Annotated in this window: 16 protein-coding genes; 9 read left to right on the plus strand and 7 right to left on the minus strand. The window is 44.3% G+C overall.

Going from position 1 to position 20,108, the window contains the following annotated elements:
- Nucleotides 1-218 precede the first annotated feature (218 nt).
- Nucleotides 219-1,118 carry a terminase small subunit gene (locus BDD43_RS08425; RefSeq protein WP_147425593.1) on the plus strand — a complete coding sequence of 300 codons (900 nt, stop codon included), beginning with the start codon at nucleotides 219-221 and terminating at the stop codon, nucleotides 1,116-1,118.
- 151 nt (nucleotides 1,119-1,269) lie between these two features.
- Here the strand turns inward: BDD43_RS08425 and BDD43_RS08430 are convergent, their stop codons facing one another.
- Complete coding sequence (locus tag BDD43_RS08430) at nucleotides 1,270-2,082, minus strand: enoyl-ACP reductase FabI (RefSeq protein WP_121197261.1); 813 nt, start codon at nucleotides 2,080-2,082, stop codon at nucleotides 1,270-1,272.
- Nucleotides 2,083-2,339: 257 nt separating this feature from the next.
- On the opposite strand from BDD43_RS08430, the gene BDD43_RS08435 reads away from it, so the two are divergent.
- Nucleotides 2,340-2,816 (plus strand): RNA polymerase sigma factor, encoded by a 477-nt coding sequence (locus tag BDD43_RS08435; RefSeq protein WP_246001498.1) that lies wholly within the window; start codon nucleotides 2,340-2,342, stop codon nucleotides 2,814-2,816.
- Entirely contained in the window at nucleotides 2,806-3,393 is a 588-nt protein-coding gene (locus BDD43_RS08440; RefSeq protein ID WP_121197262.1) for a hypothetical protein, read from the plus strand. Before BDD43_RS08435 ends, BDD43_RS08440 begins: the two co-directional genes overlap by 11 nt.
- Before the next feature lie 216 nt (nucleotides 3,394-3,609).
- On the opposite strand, the gene recN is transcribed toward BDD43_RS08440, so the two are convergent.
- The 3 genes from recN to coaBC all read right to left on the minus strand — a co-directional run bounded on the left by recN (nucleotide 3,610) and on the right by coaBC (nucleotide 7,528).
- Nucleotides 3,610-5,271 (minus strand): DNA repair protein RecN, encoded by a 1,662-nt coding sequence (gene recN, locus BDD43_RS08445; RefSeq protein ID WP_121197263.1) that lies wholly within the window; start codon nucleotides 5,269-5,271, stop codon nucleotides 3,610-3,612.
- Between the two features lie 158 nt (nucleotides 5,272-5,429).
- Nucleotides 5,430-6,329: a type IX secretion system protein PorD gene (porD, locus tag BDD43_RS08450; protein WP_121197264.1), complete on the minus strand. Its 900-nt coding sequence runs from the start codon at nucleotides 6,327-6,329 to the stop codon at nucleotides 5,430-5,432.
- Nucleotides 6,326-7,528 carry a bifunctional phosphopantothenoylcysteine decarboxylase/phosphopantothenate--cysteine ligase CoaBC gene (gene coaBC / locus BDD43_RS08455; protein ID WP_121197265.1) on the minus strand — a complete coding sequence of 401 codons (1,203 nt, stop codon included), beginning with the start codon at nucleotides 7,526-7,528 and terminating at the stop codon, nucleotides 6,326-6,328. The genes porD and coaBC overlap by 4 nt, the downstream gene beginning before the upstream one ends.
- Nucleotides 7,529-7,600: 72 nt before the next feature.
- Between coaBC and yiaK the strand changes: the two genes are divergently transcribed.
- Nucleotides 7,601-8,590, plus strand: coding sequence for a 3-dehydro-L-gulonate 2-dehydrogenase (gene yiaK, locus BDD43_RS08460; protein ID WP_121197266.1), 990 nt, complete (start codon nucleotides 7,601-7,603; stop codon nucleotides 8,588-8,590).
- 59 nt (nucleotides 8,591-8,649) lie between these two features.
- Complete coding sequence (locus BDD43_RS08465) at nucleotides 8,650-9,879, plus strand: glycosyl hydrolase family 8 (RefSeq protein ID WP_121197267.1); 1,230 nt, start codon at nucleotides 8,650-8,652, stop codon at nucleotides 9,877-9,879.
- A 218-nt stretch (nucleotides 9,880-10,097) separates the two neighbouring features.
- On the opposite strand, the gene BDD43_RS08470 is transcribed toward BDD43_RS08465, so the two are convergent.
- On the minus strand, nucleotides 10,098-10,832 hold the full coding sequence (locus BDD43_RS08470; protein WP_121197268.1) for an RluA family pseudouridine synthase: 735 nt from the start codon (nucleotides 10,830-10,832) through the stop codon (nucleotides 10,098-10,100).
- A 78-nt stretch (nucleotides 10,833-10,910) separates the two neighbouring features.
- Nucleotides 10,911-11,726 carry a 3-methyl-2-oxobutanoate hydroxymethyltransferase gene (gene panB / locus BDD43_RS08475; protein ID WP_121197269.1) on the minus strand — a complete coding sequence of 272 codons (816 nt, stop codon included), beginning with the start codon at nucleotides 11,724-11,726 and terminating at the stop codon, nucleotides 10,911-10,913.
- A gap of 397 nt (nucleotides 11,727-12,123) precedes the next feature.
- On the opposite strand from panB, the gene carA reads away from it, so the two are divergent.
- On the plus strand, nucleotides 12,124-13,221 hold the full coding sequence (carA, locus tag BDD43_RS08480; protein ID WP_121197270.1) for a glutamine-hydrolyzing carbamoyl-phosphate synthase small subunit: 1,098 nt from the start codon (nucleotides 12,124-12,126) through the stop codon (nucleotides 13,219-13,221).
- A gap of 147 nt (nucleotides 13,222-13,368) precedes the next feature.
- Here carA and BDD43_RS08485 read toward each other — a convergent pair whose 3' ends face one another.
- The gene (locus tag BDD43_RS08485; protein WP_121197271.1) at nucleotides 13,369-13,974 is read right to left on the minus strand and encodes a porin family protein; all 606 of its coding nucleotides are present in this window, start codon (nucleotides 13,972-13,974) and stop codon (nucleotides 13,369-13,371) included.
- Nucleotides 13,975-14,226: 252 nt separating this feature from the next.
- Here BDD43_RS08485 and BDD43_RS08495 point away from each other — a divergent pair, with 252 nt between their 5' ends.
- The 3 genes from BDD43_RS08495 (at nucleotide 14,227) to BDD43_RS08505 (ending at nucleotide 20,069) form a co-directional block, all read left to right on the plus strand.
- Nucleotides 14,227-15,951 (plus strand): glycoside hydrolase family 3 protein, encoded by a 1,725-nt coding sequence (locus tag BDD43_RS08495; protein ID WP_121197273.1) that lies wholly within the window; start codon nucleotides 14,227-14,229, stop codon nucleotides 15,949-15,951.
- 231 nt (nucleotides 15,952-16,182) lie between these two features.
- Nucleotides 16,183-19,356 (plus strand): ATP-dependent helicase, encoded by a 3,174-nt coding sequence (locus BDD43_RS08500; RefSeq protein WP_121197274.1) that lies wholly within the window; start codon nucleotides 16,183-16,185, stop codon nucleotides 19,354-19,356.
- Between the two features lie 59 nt (nucleotides 19,357-19,415).
- Complete coding sequence (locus BDD43_RS08505) at nucleotides 19,416-20,069, plus strand: hypothetical protein (protein ID WP_121197275.1); 654 nt, start codon at nucleotides 19,416-19,418, stop codon at nucleotides 20,067-20,069.
- The last annotated feature ends 39 nt before the right edge of the window (nucleotides 20,070-20,108 follow it).

A 20,108-nucleotide genomic window follows, 5' to 3' on the forward strand; every position in this document is an offset into this window, starting at 1 on the left:
CAGAAGCAATATCGAACACTGAATTTTGAACACCGAAGTTTGTCCTATAAATCCAATGGTTAATATTGGTGTGTTTGCCTTGGCAAGAGCGAGTGGTCGGCAGCGCAGACGCTGCCGACTGTTGGTGCTTACGGGAATAAGTTGAAATTACTATCAATTATGTGATAGCGGTATTGGTTAGCCGCTTGGCTACTTTTGTATTTAAAACAATTTTAAATATGGAAAGTAACATACCCGAAGAAACGTTAACGCTACAGCAACAACGTTTTTGCGATGAATATTTGGTGAGCTTTAATGCTTTTAGGTCGGCCATGCTGGCCGGCTACAGCGAGAATACCGCGCGTAAGGGCGAATTGCTGCACTTGCCCAAGGTGCAGGACTATTTAAAAGCGGCCATGGACAAAACCAAACAACGGCTGCAAATTACCCACGACATGATTTTGCGCGAACTGGCTAAAATTGCTTTTGCCAACATGGGCAATTTTTATGACGACCAGGGTGTTTTGAAACCGATGTACGAACTATCTGACGATGACAAGGCTGCCATTAGCCAGTACCAAATTTTGGATGCTGTTGACGATTATGGCTACCAGGTTGGCAAACTGAGCAAAATAAAACTGCACAACAAATTATCGGCCCTGGATAAAATTGCGAGGCATTTGAATTTTTACAGTGTTAAGGCTGCTGAGGACGGAGGACGGAAGGCTGAAGACGGAGGACAGAAGGCTGAGGACGGAGTGCGGAAGAATGGGTGCGGAAGTTTAATTGCTGAGGACGGGGGACGGATGGCTGAGGTTGAAAGTTTGATGACTGAGGACGGAGTGCGGAAGGTTGAAGCCGGAAGTTTGACGGCGGAATTTGGTGGTGCTAATTTAGCTGATAGAAGTTTTAATACGGAAGTTGAGCAGGATGAAGCGGAGGTTTTGAGGCGGCTGGCTGCGGTTTTGCCGGGCGAGGAGCGTGGGTGCGCGGATGGTGAACCGGAGGTTTATATTGACCGGATGGGTAAAATTGCTGAACGTTTTGCTGTTTGCGATAACGTAAACGAGACAGGGCCCCCGATAGGAGGCCCTGCTGATGTATTGAAAAATATTCTTACTTTATCCCCCACGGGTTAATTTTGAGTGATTGAATTATTCAGTGATTGATTGATTGATTGACTGATTGAGTGATTGATTGAATAAGACTTAAAGTATTGGAATTTTTTTTCGTTCAACCACTCAATGTGTGCCCTAATCTCTCGATTTTTAAAGGGTACGACAATAACTGCTATTTTTCCATTTGCTCTATAACGGCCTGGCTAACCCCGGTGAAAGAGAAACCACCATCGTTAAACAGGTTTTGCATGGTTACCATTTTGGTTAAATCGCTAAAAAGTGATACGCAGTAGTTTGCGCAATCTTCGCCGGTGGCGTTGCCAAGGGGGCTCATTTTTTCGGCGTAGGTAATAAAACCATCAAAACCTTTTACGCCCGAACCTGCTGTGGTGCGTGTTGGCGATTGTGAAACGGTGTTGATACGTACATTCTTTTTTACCCCATATTGGTAGCCAAAGTTGCGGGCAATGCTTTCCAGATAGGCTTTGTTATCGGCCATGTCGTTATAATCCGGAAATATGCGCTGGGCGGCTATATAGGTTAGGGCCACAACAGAACCCCACTCGTTAATGGCATCCATTTTCATGGCGGTTGCCAATACACGGTGCAGGCTAAGTGCAGATATATCCAACCCTTTGTGGGTAAATTCGTAATTGTTTTCGGTATAGTGAATGCCTTTACGCACGTTGATGCTCATGCCAATGGAGTGCAAAATAAAATCCACACCGCCACCAAAATGCTCCATGCTTTTTTCAAACAGGTTTTCAATATCGGCAGTTAGGGTAACATCAGCCGGGATAACCGGAGCGCCAATTTCTTCGGCTAATTTATTAATGGTACCCATGCGCAGTGCAATAGGGGCATTGGTTAGTACAATTTGGGCACCCTCGGCGTAACATGCCTGTGCGGTTTTCCAGGCGATAGAGTTTTCGTCTAATGCGCCAAAGATGATTCCTTTTTTACCTTTTAATAAGTTGTATGCCATTTGATTATTTTGATTTACGGTGTAAAATTAAAATTATTTATTGGTTATGAGAATAGTTTATTTAGTTGCTTGAGTGAGGGGCAAATTGGGTGGGTTAGGGTTTATTGCGCAATGGTTGATAGGTGAGTTGTTGATTAGGCTGTTAAGGATATATTTTGTTCGGGGCGTAGCATTTTGTAAATGAGTGTATCTAACCATCAAAAAGCAAACGACGGCCGTGTGGTTGTTAATGGTATAATTGGCAGTGTTGTAAACAGATGAATATGGTTTTTGAAGAGATTTATCGTGATTACTGGAACAAGGTTTTTAGGATTTGCATGGGTTACGTTAACGACCATGACTGGGCCAGGGATATTGCGCAGGATACCTTTATTGCCATTTGGAAGCAGTTGCCCAACTTTAGGAACGAGGCTGCGATTGGTACATGGATATTCAGGATAGCATCAAACAACTGTTTGCGGCAAATTGAACGTAACAACAAAATGCCGCGCGCCGAAATGCCCGAACAGATTGAATATAAAGCCGACCCGGATAAGGAAAGTCAAACGCAGTTTTTGTACAAATGCATAGCCGAACTGCCCGAAACGGACAGGATTATTATATCGTTAGAATTAGAGAATGTGAAGCAGGCCGAGATTGCCAGTATTGTGGGGCTATCGGAAACCAACGTTAGGGTAAAGGTTTTTAGGATAAAGGAAAAATTGACCAAAAAATTTGAAAAATATGAGCACTGATTTTAAAGCTTTGTGGAACAACGAAGGTAGCCGCTTACCCGATATACAGGAGATATTTGCAAAGGCCAATAAACTAAACCGTAATATTAGGCGGAAGCTTTGGCGCGAAAACGTTGTGCTGCCCTTAACGGCTATATTTATAATTTGGATTTGGTGGTATTACCAGCCACAAATGATAACTACCAAAATAGGCATTGTTATGATAGTAATAGCCATAATAGCTTTTTTGATAGCCACAAACCAATTGTGTCCGCTGTTAACGGATGGTAACGCGGAGACGGATAGCCGGCAGTTTTTAACGCAGATGATTAAGATCAGGCAAAAGCAGGACTTTATAAGCAGCACCATGACGAGGGTGTACTTCACCCTATTATCAACCGGGCTGGCTTTATATATGATTGAGTATGCTTTGATGGGCGGAATGGTTTTTAGGATAACCTACTACACGCTAACTTTTGCCTGGATAGCCTTTTGCTGGTTTTACTGGCTGCCGCGAAAGGTTAAAAAGCGTAAAAAAGCAAATAACGAAGTGATTGCAAGGCTGGAAGAATTGAACGGGCAGTTGGGGAAAGAGTAGGGGAAATGATTTGGTATTGCAAAGCAACTGCACGAGGCATATTTGCCTTGCATAGTTCGCTGTTCTACGTGCGGTTGCCACGCTATCGCTCGCAATGACAGCTTTTTTATTTACCGATCATGTCATTGCGAGGAACGAAGCAATCGCACGCGGGCATTCGTCGCTCTGCATATCGGCCCAATTTAGGTACGGTTGCTTCGCAGAATGACACCATGTTTACCCCTTTAACAACTCCCTTGCGTTTTGCAGGGCGCTATCGCCGGGATTATCGCCACTTAGCATTTTGGCTATCTCTACTACACGTTCTTTGTTTGTTAGTGGTTTAATGCGGGTGTAGGTGGTTGCGGCGGTATCATCTTTATAAATAAAGTAATGGTTTGGCCCTTTGCTGGCTATTTGGGGCAGGTGGGTTATGGTGATTACCTGCAGGTTTTGCGACAGGCGTTCCATTACCTGGCCCACTTTGTTGGCTACCTCGCCGGATACTCCGGTATCAATTTCATCAAAAATAATGGTTGGCAGGGCGGTGTTGCTGGCTATGAGCGATTTGATACTGAGCATTAAGCGCGATAACTCGCCGCCGGATGCTACCTTACTCATCTCCGAAAGGGCATACCCTTTATTGGCCGAAAACAGGAAGCGGATATGATCGATACCGTTTTGATCGAACGCCTGGGTTGCCGAAACTGCGTTTTCAATTTTAAGGGTGGCGTTGCCCATCCCCATTTCGCTCAGGCTCTCCTGTACCTGCTTTTCGATAAGGGGTATTGCCACAGTGCGATTGGCAGATAACCCGGAAGCCAGGCTTTGCAAAAGGTCTTTTTTGAGGGCTATCTGTTGTTGCAGGGCCTCTATTTCTTCGTCGCCAAATAGTACCTGTTGTATTTTGTTAGATAGGTCTTGTTGTATCTGCAGCAGTTCGGCGTTGGTGCTTACGCGGTGCTTTTTTTGCAGGTTATAAATGAGCGTTAAGCGCGCGTTAAGTTCAAGGGCGCGTTCCTCGTTAATAAAGGTGCGCTGCTCAATGGTCTCAATTTCGGATGCAATGTCTTTCAGTTCAATAATTGAGCTTTTTAGGCGCTGGTTTATTTCGGCAATCAGCGGGTCAAATTTCTCTAAGGTTGTTAATTGGTGGCTGGCTTCGCGCAGTTGCAGTAAGGCCGGGGTTTCGCCCTCGTCCATTAAATAATGAGCTCCCGATAGGTTTCGTTTAATATCGCCGGCATTGTTTAGGGCAAAAAGTTCCTGCTCTAATTTTTCCTGCTCATCGGGGCTAAGAGATGCTTTTTCCAGTTCGTCAAACTGAAACTGGTGATAATCCAGTTCGGCTTTTGCCCTTTCGCTTTCATCAAGCAACTGTTTTAGTTTGACTGTTACCGATTTATAGCCGCGGTAAGTAACGTGGTACTGGTTAAGCAGATCGGGATGTTTGGCTACCGAATCGATAACTAAGAGCTGGAAAGCCGGGTCGTTAATTTCGAGCGTAGCGTGTTGCGAGTGTATATCAATCAACTTTTCGCCCAGTTGTTTTAAAATGGTAAGGTTAACCGGCGTATCGTTAACAAATGCGCGCGATTTGCCATCGGCAGATATTTCACGGCGAAGTACGGTTTCGGGAGCGTAATCGAGGTCGTTATCTTCAAAAAAGGTTTTGATATGAAATTCGCCTATCTGGAAGGTGCCCTCAATAATGCACTTTTTTTGCTGGTTAAAAAAGTAGCGGCTTTCGGCGCGCTGGCCCAATATGAGCGATAGCGCACCCAAAATGATTGATTTACCGGCACCTGTTTCGCCTGTTAAAATATTTAACCCGGCACCGAAACTGATTTCCAGGTTATCAATTAAAGCATAATTGTTTATTTTGAGCTGTTGAAGCATAAAAAAGTATCCCCGTTATGAGGGTACGAAATTACAAATTAGGAAGTAATTTAAAGGAGCTTATTTGCGGTACTTATTAACCGTAGATTTTTACCACAGAGTACACAGAGAGAGAAATACAGAGGTAGCGGAGCTGTATCGCTGGTTACTTAGCCCAATTAATTCTTCTGCAAGGCGGCGTACTTATTGCCGTTACTTGGGTCGGCCTGGTTGAGGATGTTGTAGGCGCGGATGCGGGTTTGCGGGTCGGCGGCACTAAGTATGGATACAAATTCGTCGCTTTTGGTACTAAAAAATATCAGCGGAAGCATGGCACCTAAACCCTGGCGGTCGAGCTGCTCAAGATCGGACAGCAAATCGGCAATGGTTTTGCGCGCGTTTATGGCATTATCGGCCATAGTATCTAAGCCCAAACGGTGGTAGTTGTAATTAAATTCGCGCAAAATGGTGTAACGTTTGTTGTTCAGGTTTTCGGCCAGCCAATAGCGGTTACGGTTGTTATCAAAGGCGTTCCAACCTTTGTATGATGCACTTTGAGCCGCCGTTACTATGGTTTGGGCTTTGGCGAAATAAAGGGAACCGCCAAATTTAGAAAACGAATCGTAATCCATACCCACAATTATGTTGGCATAAAAACCCAGTACCGATGTTAAGTTGCTTTGAAAGTTTTGCTCGTTAAAATCGAGCTGTTGGCCCTCGGTGTATACAAAATCGAAGTCCTTATCGTTAATGCTCAACAAAGCACTGGTATAGGTTGAACCAAAAATTGGCCTGGTTGATTGTACCTGCAACTCGCCACTAAACTTGCTGCTGCCATCCCAGGCGGTTATGTTCAGCACAAGGTTGCATTCAATACGTTCTTGCGGTAAAACCTGGTCGGCACACCATTTGCGGTTGTTCATAAAATCCTTCATGGCGTTTTCAAGCACCTGGAAAACACGCTTATTGCTGGTTTGTATTTTTGGCGTAAGCACCTGCACATGCGCATTCAAATCTTGGCCGTTAACCAGGTTGGTTAGGCAAAGCAGGGTAATAATACAGGCAGCAAGTTTTTTCATGAGTTTATGAGTTCGGTAATTTTATGGCAAATATCGGCAGCAACTTCATCTTTGGTTTTAAGGTCAAAAACGGTTTTCTGTAAATTACGGTCAATAATAGTTATTTTGTTGGTGTTTGTTTTAAAACCTGCGCCAGCATCGTTCAACGAATTTAAAACAATAAAATCGAGGTTTTTTTTGTGCAGTTTTTCAATGGCGTTGCTTTCCTCATTGTTAGTTTCCAGGGCAAAGCCAACCAGTATTTGGCCGGGGCGTTTTAGGGCACCCAGGGTTTTTAAAATATCGGTTGTTTTTTTGAGTTCGATGCTAAAGCTATCTGCCTGTTTTTTTATCTTGATGTTTGATACCGTTACCGGCGTATAGTCCGCCACGGCGGCGCTCATCACACAAATTGTGGCATCATTAAAATGAGTGGTGCAGGCATCAAGCATCTCGGCTGCCGATGTTACATTAATGCGTTTAATTAGCTTGCTGTGGGTTTGTTGTGCCGATGGCCCGGCTATCAAAGTAACGTCGGCACCCAGTTTGGCCAAAGTATCCGCAATAGCGAAACCCATTTTGCCCGAGGAGTGGTTACCTATAAAACGCACCGGATCAATAGCCTCGTAAGTTGGGCCGGCGCTTACTAACGCTTTTTGATTAAGTAACGGGAGGCCTTTTTTTAGCTCGGCGGTTATAAAATCAACCATGTCTTCGGGTTCGGCCATGCGGCCTTCGCCTACCAGGCCACTTGCCAGTTCGCCGTAACCGGGCGGGATAAAAATATTACCGAATGCCTTTAGCTGCGCCACATTATGCAGGGTCGATTCGTGTTTCCACATATCGAGGTCCATAGCGGGGGCAAAATAAACCGGGCACTTGGCCGATAGGTAAACGGCAGTAAGCAGGTTATCAACCAAGCCGTTAGCCATTTTAGCCATTGTATTGGCTGTTGCAGGGGCTATAATAAGTAAATCGGCCCAAAGGCCAAGGTCAACATGGTTGTTCCACTCGCCGGTTTGCGGTTCAAAGTATTCAACAAATACCGGTTTTTTTGATAGGGTTGATAAAGTTAGCGGCGTAATAAAATTGGTAGCGCCGGGTGTCATTATCACCTGTACATCGGCCCCGGCTTTAACCAGCAAGCGCACCAGGAAAGCGGTTTTATAAGCGGCAATACTCCCGCAAACGCCCAGCACAATTTTTTTACCTTCCAGCATAAAGCAAAAATATACTTTATCTGTCAATATATTGTTTGTTAATTTAGAGAACCCTGTTTTTTACATGATACCATGAAAATACCATTTGATACCCTCCAGTCAGAATTTCTAAGAGTTTTGTTAAAGCTCAATATGGATCCGGCGAAAGCCCAACAATGTGCAACCATATTTGCCGAAAACAGCCGCGACGGCGTTTATACCCATGGACTAAACCGTTTCCCCACTTTTGTGGAATTGATAAAGGAAGGCCTGGTTGATATGAATGCCGAACCTGTGCTTGAAAACCACCTCGGCATAATAGAGCAATGGAACGGCAACTATGCGGCGGGTATGCTTAATGCCACCCACTGTATGCAAAGGGCCGTTGATATGGCCAAACAAAACGGACTGGGTTGTGTGGCTATACGCAATACCAACCATTGGATGCGCGGCGGCACTTATGGCTGGCAGGCTGCTAACCAGGGCTGCATAGGTATTTGTTTTACCAACACTATTGCCAATGTACCACCCTGGGGCGGTATTGACCCGCGCCTGGGCAATAACCCTTTAATTATTGCCGTGCCAAGGCAAAACGGACATGTGGTTTTAGATATGGCCGTATCGCAATACTCTTTCGGCAAATTAATGCAGTACCAAAGCAATAACCAGGAGTTGCCCCTGCCGGGAGGTTATGATAACGATGGTAAGCTGAGTACCAATGCTACCGACATTATAGCATCTAAAAGGATATTGCCTATTGGTTTCTGGAAAGGTTCGGGCTTATCGCTGATGCTTGATCTGCTGGTTACCATACTGAGCCAGGGCCGGTCCACAAAAGCTATTACCGAAACCGGGAAGGAAGCAGGTGTATCGCAGGTGTTCATCGCCATACATCAGCCCGATACCGAATTAACCCGCCAGTTAATAGAACAGATACTTGACTACGCCAAAAGCAGCCGCCCCGAAAAAGAAGGCGGAACCATATCATATCCCGGCGAAAATACGTTGCGTACCCGTGCCCAAAACATTAAAGAAGGCATCCCGGTTGATGAAGGTATATGGAACAAGGTGTTGGCATTGTAGCAAACAAAACGTTTGCTACAATGTATTTTACTTAATTATAATGTATAACGGTTTATAAAATGGGTTTTAGTAAAAAGCTATTAATTACAATTACACTATGGGCAGTGGTTGGTTTTGTACATGCGCAAAAGGCATCGCGCCCTTTTCCGCAGCATGTAAAATATACTGCCGGCACCATCATCCCCAACCTGGTGCCGCAAAAGCAGTTGGATAATAGCGTAAAATCGTTTTACATACTTTGGAAAGAGCGTTACATTAATACCAATTGCAACAACGGGCAATACTATGTTTGGTTTGAAAAGCCCGGCAAGCAATGTGTATCCGAAGGGCAGGGCTACGGCATGATGATTGTTGCCCTGATGGCCGGGTACGATAAAAAGGCGCAAAGTACTTACAACGGTTTATACAAATACTACAAGGCGCACCCCAGCACCCGCAGCCCTGCCTTGATGGCATGGGCGCAAAATGCCAATTGTAAAGACCTTGGCGGAAGCAGTGCTACCGACGGCGATATGGATATTGCTTACTCGCTGTTACTGGCCGACAAGCAATGGGGCAGCAAAGGCGATATAAATTACCGCAGCGAAGCCAGAACCATGATAGCCGCAATTATGAAGCAGGAGATAAACGCTAAAACCTTTTCGGTGATATTAAGTAACTCGGTTGAGTATGATAGTGGGGATTATTTTGATACCCGATCGTCGGACTTTATGCCGGCGCATTTTAAGGAGTTTAAAAAACTGAGTGACGATGCCAATTGGGATAAAGTGATTGACCGTAATTACGCGCTATTTAAATTAATGCAAAACAAATACAGCCCCGATGCCGGTTTAATACCCGATTTTATACAGCATGTTAATAAAAAGCCTATCCCGGCAAAGGCAAAATATCTGGAATCGGTTTACGATGGGGCCTACAATTACAATGCCTGCCGTGTACCCTGGCGGATAGCAACCGATTATATTTTGTATGGTGATAGGCGATCGAAAACGATGGTTGATAAAATAAACACCTGGATACGCCAAACCACCAAAGGTAACCCCGATAACATTTCGGCGGGGTATAGCCTGCAAGGCAACGATTTAAAAAGCCGGTATTTTGAGGCCCTGAGTTTTATTGCACCCTTCGCGGTTTCTGCTATGGTTGACCAAAAAAACCAAACATGGCTTAACCAGGTTTGGGACTACATTATAAAATTTGACCTCGACGGATTTGACTACTACGACAACAGTATCAAAATGCTCAACATGATTATTTTATCAGGAAATTACTGGGCACCGGGAGGGTAGTTGATGGTTGATAGTTGATGGATAATGGTTCATTGCTGAGGAAGCGGAGAGTTGATAGTTGAGGTAGTTCATGGATCATAGATGATAGTTCATGGATCATAGTAAGGGTGATAAGGTAGCCAATACCCAACTGCTCTCTATCCTTCCAGCCCCATGAACTACCTCAACTCCATGAACCATCAACCATGAACTATCTTCTATGATCCATGAACCATGAACTATGATCCAAATCCTCCCGCAAGAGTCTCAAACTTATCCCAAAAACCATCGCTGGGTAGTTTGGCATAAATATCAACAGGTTCTTTTTTTATGGGGTGTATAAATTGTATGCGCCTGGCATGTAAACAAATGCTCTTTTTTAAGCTGCCGCGTGGGTAGCCATATTTATTATCGCCCACAATAGGGCAGTTAAGGGTTGATAATTGCACCCGTATTTGGTGCGGGCGGCCCGTTATCGGGTCAACCTCAATTAAGTAATAGCCGTTTAGTTCGCCAATTAGCTTGTAGTTTAATTCGGAGCGCAGGCTGCCTGTCACTTCATGGTCGTGGGCTTTGGTAACGTTTTTTTGCGGGTTTTTTATCAGCCAGTGTACCAGGTTTCCGCTTTCGGGCACGGGCCTGTTGCGCACTACGGCCAAATAGGTTTTGTGTATTTCGCGGCCCTTAAACAAGGCGTTCATCCGCTCAAGCGCCTTGCTGGTTTTGGCAAACATAATAACGCCGCTAACGGGCCTGTCAAGCCGGTGTACCACGCCTAAAAACGCGCCATTGGGTTTATTGTATTTTTGTGCAATGTAGCGTTTAACCTTTTCATCTAACGATTCATCGCCCGTATCATCAACCTGTACAATATCTCCCGCACGCTTGTTTATGGCTATAAGGTGGTTGTCCTCATATAAAACATCCTTGTCGGTTATGTTGTAGGGCGCAGCCTGAAATTGAATTTTACCCATTGGTGAATTTCTGATTTAAGATGTTCAATCTCCGGTTTGCTTCTGTCTCAATACTCATATCTCAATACTCAAATCTAACTAATACTGTTCCTTTTCACTCGGGAAATCGTTAGCCTTTACATCCTTAATATAATTTTGGATGGCACCGTTCATTACATCGTACAAACTGGCATACTGGCGCAAAAAACGAGGCCTAAAGCCCTTGTTAATACCCAGCATATCGTGTATAACTAAAACCTGCCCGTCGCAATGCTGGCCTGCGCCAATACCAATGGTGGGTATGGTTAAGTTTTCGCTCACCTCTTTAGCCAGTTTTGCCGGTATTTTTTCTAACACAACCGAAAAGCAACCTAAATCCTGCAATTTGGCAGCATCTTCGCGTAGTTTGAATGCTTCGGCTTCCTCTTTAGCACGAACGGTATAGGTGCCGAATTTATAAATAGATTGCGGCGTTAAACCTAAATGCCCCATAACCGGGATGCCCGCAGCCAGTATGCGGCTAACCGATTCGGCAATCTCCAAACCGCCTTCTAACTTTACGGCATGAGCGCCCGATTCCTTCATGATGCGGATGGCCGAATTAAGGGCTTCCTTTGAGTTACCCTGGTACGAACCAAAGGGCAGATCAACAACTACCAGCGCGCGGTTAATGGCACGCACTACCGATGATGCATGGTATATCATCTGGTCTAGCGTGATAGGCAGCGTAGTTTCGTGCCCCGCCATTACATTGGACGCCGAATCGCCAACCAATATTACATCAATACCGGCATCATCAACTATGGTAGCCATCGAGTAATCGTAAGCAGTAAGCATCGCTATTTTTTCGCCGCGCTGCTTCATTTCCTGTAAAATGTGGGTGGTAATCCTTTTAACCTCTTTGTGTACCGACATAGTAATTGGTTCTAAATTGCCAAAGGTAGGATTATTTTAGATTTTGGATGTAGGATGTTCGATTTTGGGTAATTGAAGATATTTCGGATTTCGGAAGTTCGATTTCGGATTTATTTGTCCTATAATACCCCCCGCTGTCATTGCGAGGCACGAAGCAACCGCACGTAAGCCAGGCCACTATACATCACTGATATTGCTTCGTACTCGGCAGTTCCAAATCCGAAATCGAACTTCCGACATCCAAAATAAATCTAAAATACCAATTCCGAAATCCGAAATAAACCCATACCTTTGCGCTCGTGAATAAAGAGGTGCTATACTTCCATATTTTCTATCCTATTCTGCGGAACTTTACACTGCCTAAGCTTTCGTTTTTCATTTTTAAATTTCATTACAAATGAGCTACCTAACTAAATTACCTGCCATATTATTATTAGCCGACGGTACCGTTTTCCACGGTAAAGCTGCCGGAAAAATAGGCACCACAACCGGCGAAATATGCTTCAACACCGGAATGACAGGCTACCAGGAAATTTTTACCGATCCATCGTACTTCGGCCAAATTATGGTTACTACCAACGCTCACATTGGTAATTATGGTATCCGTAAAGAAGAAGTAGAATCGGAACAGATACAGATAGCCGGTTTGGTTTGCAAAAATTACAACATAGCCTACAGCCGTAAACAAGCCGACGAATCTATCCAGGATTATTTCCAGGAGCAAAATATTGTTTCCATATCTGATATTGATACCCGCCAACTGGTGCGTTACATCCGCGAAAAGGGAGCTATGAATGCCATCATCTCTTCGGAAATTATGGATATTGATGAGCTTAAAAAACGCTTAGACCAGGTGCCGTCGATGGATGGCTTAGAGCTATCGTCGCAGGTATCAACCACCGAGCCTTACCATTTTGGTACCGAAGGTGCAGGCAAACGCATTGCTGTTTTAGATTTGGGCGTTAAAAAGAATATTCTGCGTAATTTTTCGCACAGAGATGTGTATGGTAAGGTTTTCCCGGCTAAAACCACTTTTGCCGAGATGGAAGAATTTGCTCCCGATGGCTATTTTATATCAAACGGCCCCGGTGATCCGTCGGCAATGCCTTACGCCATTGATACCGTAAAAGAAATACTTGCCGCCGAAAAACCAATGTTCGGCATTTGCCTGGGCCACCAGTTGCTGGCTTTAGCAAACGACATACCGACCAAAAAAATGTTTAACGGCCACCGCGGTTTAAACCACCCGGTAAAAAACATCATCAAAAACCATTGCGAAGTAACATCGCAAAACCACGGCTTCGGCGTTGTGCAGGAAGCTGTAAGAGCGTCGGACAAGGTGGAAATAACCCACGTAAACCTTAACGATCAATCGATAGAAGGCATCCGCGTTAAGGGTAAAAAAGCGTTCTCGGTACAATACCACCCCGAATCATCACCCGGCCCGCACGATTCGCGCTACCTGTTTGATGATTTTGTGGATATGATGGAATAATTTTAGACACATATAATAATGAGCCTGGCAATTGTCGGGCTTTTTTGTTTTAGCATGAGGTGGTTTGGCAGAAGCAAGGGCTCTCAAATAAAAAAGCCCTCTTCCAGGGCAGGAAGAAGGCCTCACTCAAAAAAACTAAACAATCAATTAATATACTTTAAAGGCTAACCCAAATTGGAATACCTGGTTGCGGTATTCGGGCGTTTGAGATGTGCCATCACCATTGTTCTTTTGCAGATCGAGGGCATAGCGGGCACGAAAATCAACCGATTTGCTCAAATCGATACTAAAACCGGCAACGCCGCCAACAATGTTTTTGCGCAGGTTATCCCTGTCGTTATTATACTGTGTTTGTGTAGTGGTTGATATACCGTTGCTGTAAACATTTCTGGTTGATGTAGCAAACGAAAACTGCGGGCCAACCAAAACGGCAAAGCCATCGGCCAGTTTAATTCTGGCCAGCAAGGGCACATCAACAAAATTGCGGGTTTGCGTAAAATCGCCGGATGGGATGTTGGCTTTATAACCCTTTTGTGCATAAAGTACTTCGGGCTCAATACCAAGCGGACCAACTATAGGTATCTCCAGCGTAATACCCGCGTTAAACCCTGTGGTGTATTTGGTATCAAAATTATTGTCGTTAGTTTTTATAATATTTGATACATCAAGGCCGCCTGTGGCACCTATTTTAACCTGTGCGTTTACTGCGCCTGCAACCAGCAATGCGGCAGCTATTAATATAGATTTTTTCATGTGATATATAAGTTAACTACAACACCGCATGAAATAAATGTGCCAATGGCAAAAATTGCCAACTTAAAAACCTGTATTTAACTACAGGTTGTGCCTTTTTTGTGGTTTGCTTACTTTTATGGTTTGATATTAACCAATAATTAAATGGTCGGCGATGTTTAAAATTGTATATTTTACAGTACAATATCACTGTAAAAGCATTAAAAACGCCGCTATATTTCAAATTGAAGGGTATAATTAATAGTTTTGGTTATGCTACACACACGCCTATATAAAAAGCTGCTTATCATCATTCTTGCTGTTTCAACAAATGCGGCCTTTTGCCAGCAAAAGGAGGGCTTTATACCATCGTTAAATCAACAAAACCATTGGGTCGATTCTGTTTTTAATAAGCTGAGTAAAAAGCAAAAAATAGCCCAGTTATTTATGGTAAGGGCACATACCAACAGGGGCGAGGCATTTCAGGATTCGATAGGAAGAGTTATCAAAAAGGAAAAGATTGGCGGCCTTGTGTTTTTTCAGGGCGGGCCCGAGCGGCAGGCAGTGCTGCTAAACAAGTATCAAAAACTGGCCAAAGTACCGCTGCTGGTAGCTATGGATGGCGAGTGGGGCCTTGGTATGCGGCTTGATTCAACCATAGCGTACCCTTACCAGATGACGCTTGGCGCCATACAGGATAACACCCTTATTTACAAAATGGGGCAGGAGGTAGCTAACGATTTTAAGCGGCTGGGCATGCAAATGAATTTTGCGCCCGATATGGATGTAAACAACAACCCCAACAACCCCGTAATAGGCTACCGCTCTTTTGGCGATAACAAATACAACGTGGCTAAAAAAGGCATAGCCTACATGCAGGGCATGCAGCATAACGGCGTATTAACCACAGCCAAACACTTCCCCGGCCATGGCGATACCGACGTAGATTCGCATTTTGATTTACCCAAATTACCCTTCAACCGCCAACGGTTAGATTCGTTAGAAGAATATCCCTTTAAGCAAGCCATTGCCGCTGGTATTAGCGGCATTATGGTAGCACACATGAATATCCCCGCTCTGGATTCTACCCTGCATTTGCCGTCAACCCTGTCTAAACCCATCATCACCGGTATTTTAAAAGATTCGTTGGGCTTTAAGGGCTTAATCGTTTCGGATGCGATGGAGATGAAGGGTGTTGTAAAATACTTCCCCAATGGCGAAGCCGATGTAAAAGGGTTTATGGCCGGTATGGACATCCTCGAACTTTCGGGCGATACCAAACGGGCCGTTAAAATGATAAAAAAAGCCATCCGCAAAAAGCAGATACAAAAGGAAGAACTGAATGAAAGAGTTAAAAAAATCCTTATAGCCAAATATTGGGCGGGCCTTAGCCACCTGCAACCCATACCCACCGAAAATTTGTATCAGGATTTAAACCGCCCCGAAGCCAAAGCCCTGGTGCAGCAACTTTGCGATTCGGCAATTACGATGTTAAAAAGCGATACTATTTTCGCTGTAGATGCCAAATCGAAAATTGCGATATTAAGTATCGGTACACCTAAAACAACGGTTTTTCAACAACAATTGAGCTTGCAATACCCCAATGCAAAACTGTTTAACATAGCAAAAAATGCGGGTGTGCCCGAGTTAAACCGTATGCTCGATACCTTAAAAACATACAACTACGTATTGGTTGGCGTGCACGATGCCCGCCTGCGCCCGGCAAGCAAGCTGGATTACACAACCGACGTTAAGTTTTTTATTGCCGAACTTGCCGCTCAAAAAAACACCGCGATCAGCGTGTTTGCTAACCCTTACACCATAGCCGGGCTGCCCGGCATAGAAAAATGCCAAACCCTTTTAGTTGGCTACCAAATGAGCGATGAGATGCAGCACTCGGCAGCAAAAGTAATAACCCGACAGGCCAAACCCACAGGCAAATTGCCCGTAAGTATTAATGCGTTTTTTGCTAATGGAACGGGTGTGGTAATGAAGTGATTTGGAGTTGATTTTGTATATTTAAAGACATCTAAACGCGCGTCATTGCTTCGTGCCTCGAATTACGCTGTGGATTAATTCCATCTCACAACTCTGTGAACCTCTTTGTCACTTTCTCTCTGTGCTCTTTGTGGTAAAAAATCAACCACAAAGGTTTCGAACAAAGTAAGCACAGAGATTTATCATCCAAACCCACCTTCCCACTCCCGGCAAATCTTCGTATTTTTACGTATGCAATCTGCCTACCATAAATACAACGCTAAATTTCAGGAAGCCTTATCAAACCTTAACCCGCAGCAACTGGCCGCCGTTAACCAAATGGACGGCCCAGTGTTGGTTATTGCCGGGCCGGGTACGGGTAAAACGCAGATATTGGCCGCGCGCATAGGCAAAATATTAACCGAAACAGACGCCCTTCCGCACGAAATTTTGTGCCTCACCTATACCGATGCAGGCGCAGTAGCCATGCGCAAACGCCTGTTCGATTTTATTGGCCCCGATGCTTACCGCGTTAACATATACACCTTCCATGCGTTTTGTAACGAGGTGATACAGGAAAACCTCGATTACTTTGGCAAAATGAACCTCGAACCCCTGTCGGATCTGGATGCGGCATTGCTTTTCCGCGAACTGGTTGATGATCTCGGTAACGACCACCCGCTCAAACGCTTTACCGGCGATGTTTACTACGATGTTCCGCGTTTAAAAAACCTTTTCTCAACCATGAAGCGCGAAGGCTGGGGAATTGATTTGATTAAGAAGGCTGTCGACGAATATTTAGCCGATATTCCCTTTCGCGACGAGTTTGTTTACAAGCGCGCCAACGTAAAGGCAGGCATCAAAATTGGCGACCCCAAGCAAAAAGACATTGATGCCATAACCGAAAAAATGAACAGCCTGCTGGCAGCCGTAAGCGAATACAAAAATTACGAAGCCAAAATGAAACGTGATGGCCGGTATGATTATGACGACATGATTATATGGGTATTGAAGGCTTTCCGCGAAAACGAAGAGATTTTGCGCAGGTACCAGGAACGTTACCAGTACATTTTGGTTGATGAGTTTCAGGATACCAGCGGCTCGCAAAACGAATTGCTGAAGTTTATACTATCCTACTGGGAAACCCCCAACGTATTTGTGGTTGGCGACGACGATCAATCGATATTTAAGTTTCAGGGTGCCAACATGAAAAACATTTTGGATTTTGCCAACGATTATGTGTCCACCCTAAACACCGTGGTGTTAAAGCATAACTACCGGTCAAACCAGCACATTCTGGATATTTCGCGCGTGCTTATCGGCAACAACAACGAGCGGCTCACCAAACAATTAACCCTCGATAAAAACTTACAGGCCGCGCATCCCCGCTTTGACGATCTGGTGGTTGAACCCAGCATCCGCGAATATGCTAACCCCGATCAGGAAGTGGTTGATGTGGCCCAACGGATAGAAAAACTGGTAAACAGTGGCGTTGAGCCTGGCGAAATAGCGGTAATTTACCGCAACCACAGTCAGGTTGAAGATTTGGTTTACTTTCTGGATCAAAAGCACATCGCGGTAAGCACCAAACGGAAGATCAATATCATTGAAGAACCCTTCGGCGAAAAGATCATCAACATATTACGCTACCTGGCAATGGAGCTGGATTCGCCGTACAGCGGCGATGAGTTGCTGTTTGAGATTATGCATTATGATTTTTTTAATATTGCGCCTATCGAGATAGCCAAGGTAAGCGTTGCCGTGTCCGAGCATAACATCAACTCATACCGCTCAAATGCCGAGATCACTTCCATCCGTCGCTACATCAGCGAAATGAAACTGGTTAAGCAGGTTAGCTTGTTTGATGCTGCGCCGCAAAACCAGGAAATGAAATACCTGGTAAGCAATATTGACTACCTGTTGAAAGCGGCGGTAAGCTTAACCCTGCAGCAGTTTTTTCAGCAGGTTATAGCAAAAACGGGTATCCTTAAATATGTAATGCAGCAGCCCAACAAGGGCTGGTACATGCAAATACTCACCAGTATTTTTAACGTACTTAAAGATGAAAGCCGCAAAAAGCCCGACATTAGTGTTGCCGAGTTTATTGCCGTTATCGACCTCATGAAGCGCAACAAAATAAGCCTCGAACTTAACCAGGTTATATTCACCGAAAACGGCGTTAACTTCATGACGGCCCACGGCTCAAAAGGCCTTGAGTTTGAGCATGTGTTTTTAATTGGCTGCACCAAAAAAATATGGGACAGCAAGGGCCGCAACATGGGCTTTAGCTACCCAGATACCTTAACGCAGGCCGCCGCCGATGATATTGCGCAGAAGGAAGAGAGCCGCCGCTTGTTTTACGTGGCCTTAACACGGGCCAAGCAATGCCTCATCATATCATACGCCGGTAAAGATAAAAATGGTAAAGAACAGGAATCGTCGCAGTTTATTGGCGAGATATTGGCCGAAACGCATTTGCAGGTACAAAAGCCTCAAGTTAGCGAAGCCGCCATGCTTGAGTTTTATGCCACCCAGTTTAGCGAAACGGTTAAGCCAAAGGTTGAGCTGATTGATAAAAACTACATCAATCAACTACTGCAAAATTACACGCTCTCGGTTACGCACCTCAGTAATTATTTAGATTGTCCTTTGCGGTTTTATTTTCAAAACCTCATCAGGGTGCCATCGGGCAAAAGCCCCGCCGCTACCTTTGGGCAGGCGGTACACTGGGCCTTAAACCGGGCCTTTAGGGCACTTAAAGATAATAACGACGAGTTTCCGCTTACGCAGGAATTTATGGATCAGTATCGCTGGTACATGCGCCGCAACCGCGATTCGTTCACTAAAGAAGATTACAAATTGCGCCTGGAGTATGGCGAACGCATTTTACCCGTTTACTATGAGCAAAATATAGAGGTATGGAACAAAAACGCCATTACCGAAAAAGCCATTAAAAATGTTGAAATTGAAGGTGTGCCCATTAAAGGTAATCTGGATAAAATTGAATTTAACGGCAAGCAGGTAAACGTGGTTGACTACAAAACCGGCAAATTAAAAAATGCCAAAGGCAAATTTGACCGCCCCAACGTTGACGACCCTAACGGCGGCGACTACTGGCGCCAGGCCGTATTTTACAAGATATTAATAGACCACGACCCTACCAGCGATTGGGATGTAATAAGCACTCAGTTTGAATTTGTTGAACCCATTAGCGAAGGCGAATATCATAAAGAAAAGGTGATGATAACCCCGCAGGATGTTATTGAAGTAACCGGGCAAATAAAAACCGTGTACCAAAAAATATTGAACCACGAGTTTAGCACAGGTTGCGGTAAAAAAGAGTGCGATTGGTGTCACTTTGTAAAAAGCAACTTTGAGCAGGAAGGCACAATTTTAGAGCAAGCCGCCGAAGAAGGGTTTGAATAAGATATTTACCATTATTAAATCAACTTACTGCTAAACCTATAAAACAAAACCAGCACAATATGGACCCCGAATTTTTAACCTTTAGGCGCTTTAACGAACCTGCCCTTGCAAAAAGGCTAACCGCACTGCTCGACGAAAAAGGTTTTGCTTACGAAGTTGAAGATAATTCGCTGGTTTTTAACCCCTCGTTTGTGGCTAATGATGAGTTGGCAAAAGAGTATTGTATTAAACTGCGCAAACAAGATTTTGATACTGTAAATGAGCTTTTAGTTGCCGAAGAAGAACAGAATATTGATAATGTTGAACCCGACTACTATTTGTTTGCTTTTGCCGATAACGAACTACGCGACATTATTATAAATCAGGATGAATGGAGCGCCTTTGATTTTGCCCTCGCTCGTAAAATATTAAATGACCGCGGGATAGCAATAAATGCCCCGGAAATAGAATTAATTAGGCAACAACGCTTAACCGTTTTAAGGAAGCCCGAGAAAACGGAAACCCTTTGGATAGTTATAGGTTATATGTGTGTATTGTTAGGAGGCGTTTTAGGCATATGTATTGGGTGGATATTGTGGAAATTTAAAAAAACCTTGCCCAATGGCGAACGCGTATATAGCTATACCGCTACAGATAGGGCACATGGTAAATGGATATTTATTTTAGGTTGGGTTACGTTTGTGTTAGGTTTTATAGCGAGATTATACCACTAAATTTTATTAATGCTCGTAAAAATGGCATTTAAGGTTATA

The organism is Mucilaginibacter gracilis (assembly GCF_003633615.1).
GTDB classification, from domain to species: Bacteria; Bacteroidota; Bacteroidia; order Sphingobacteriales; family Sphingobacteriaceae; genus Mucilaginibacter; species Mucilaginibacter gracilis.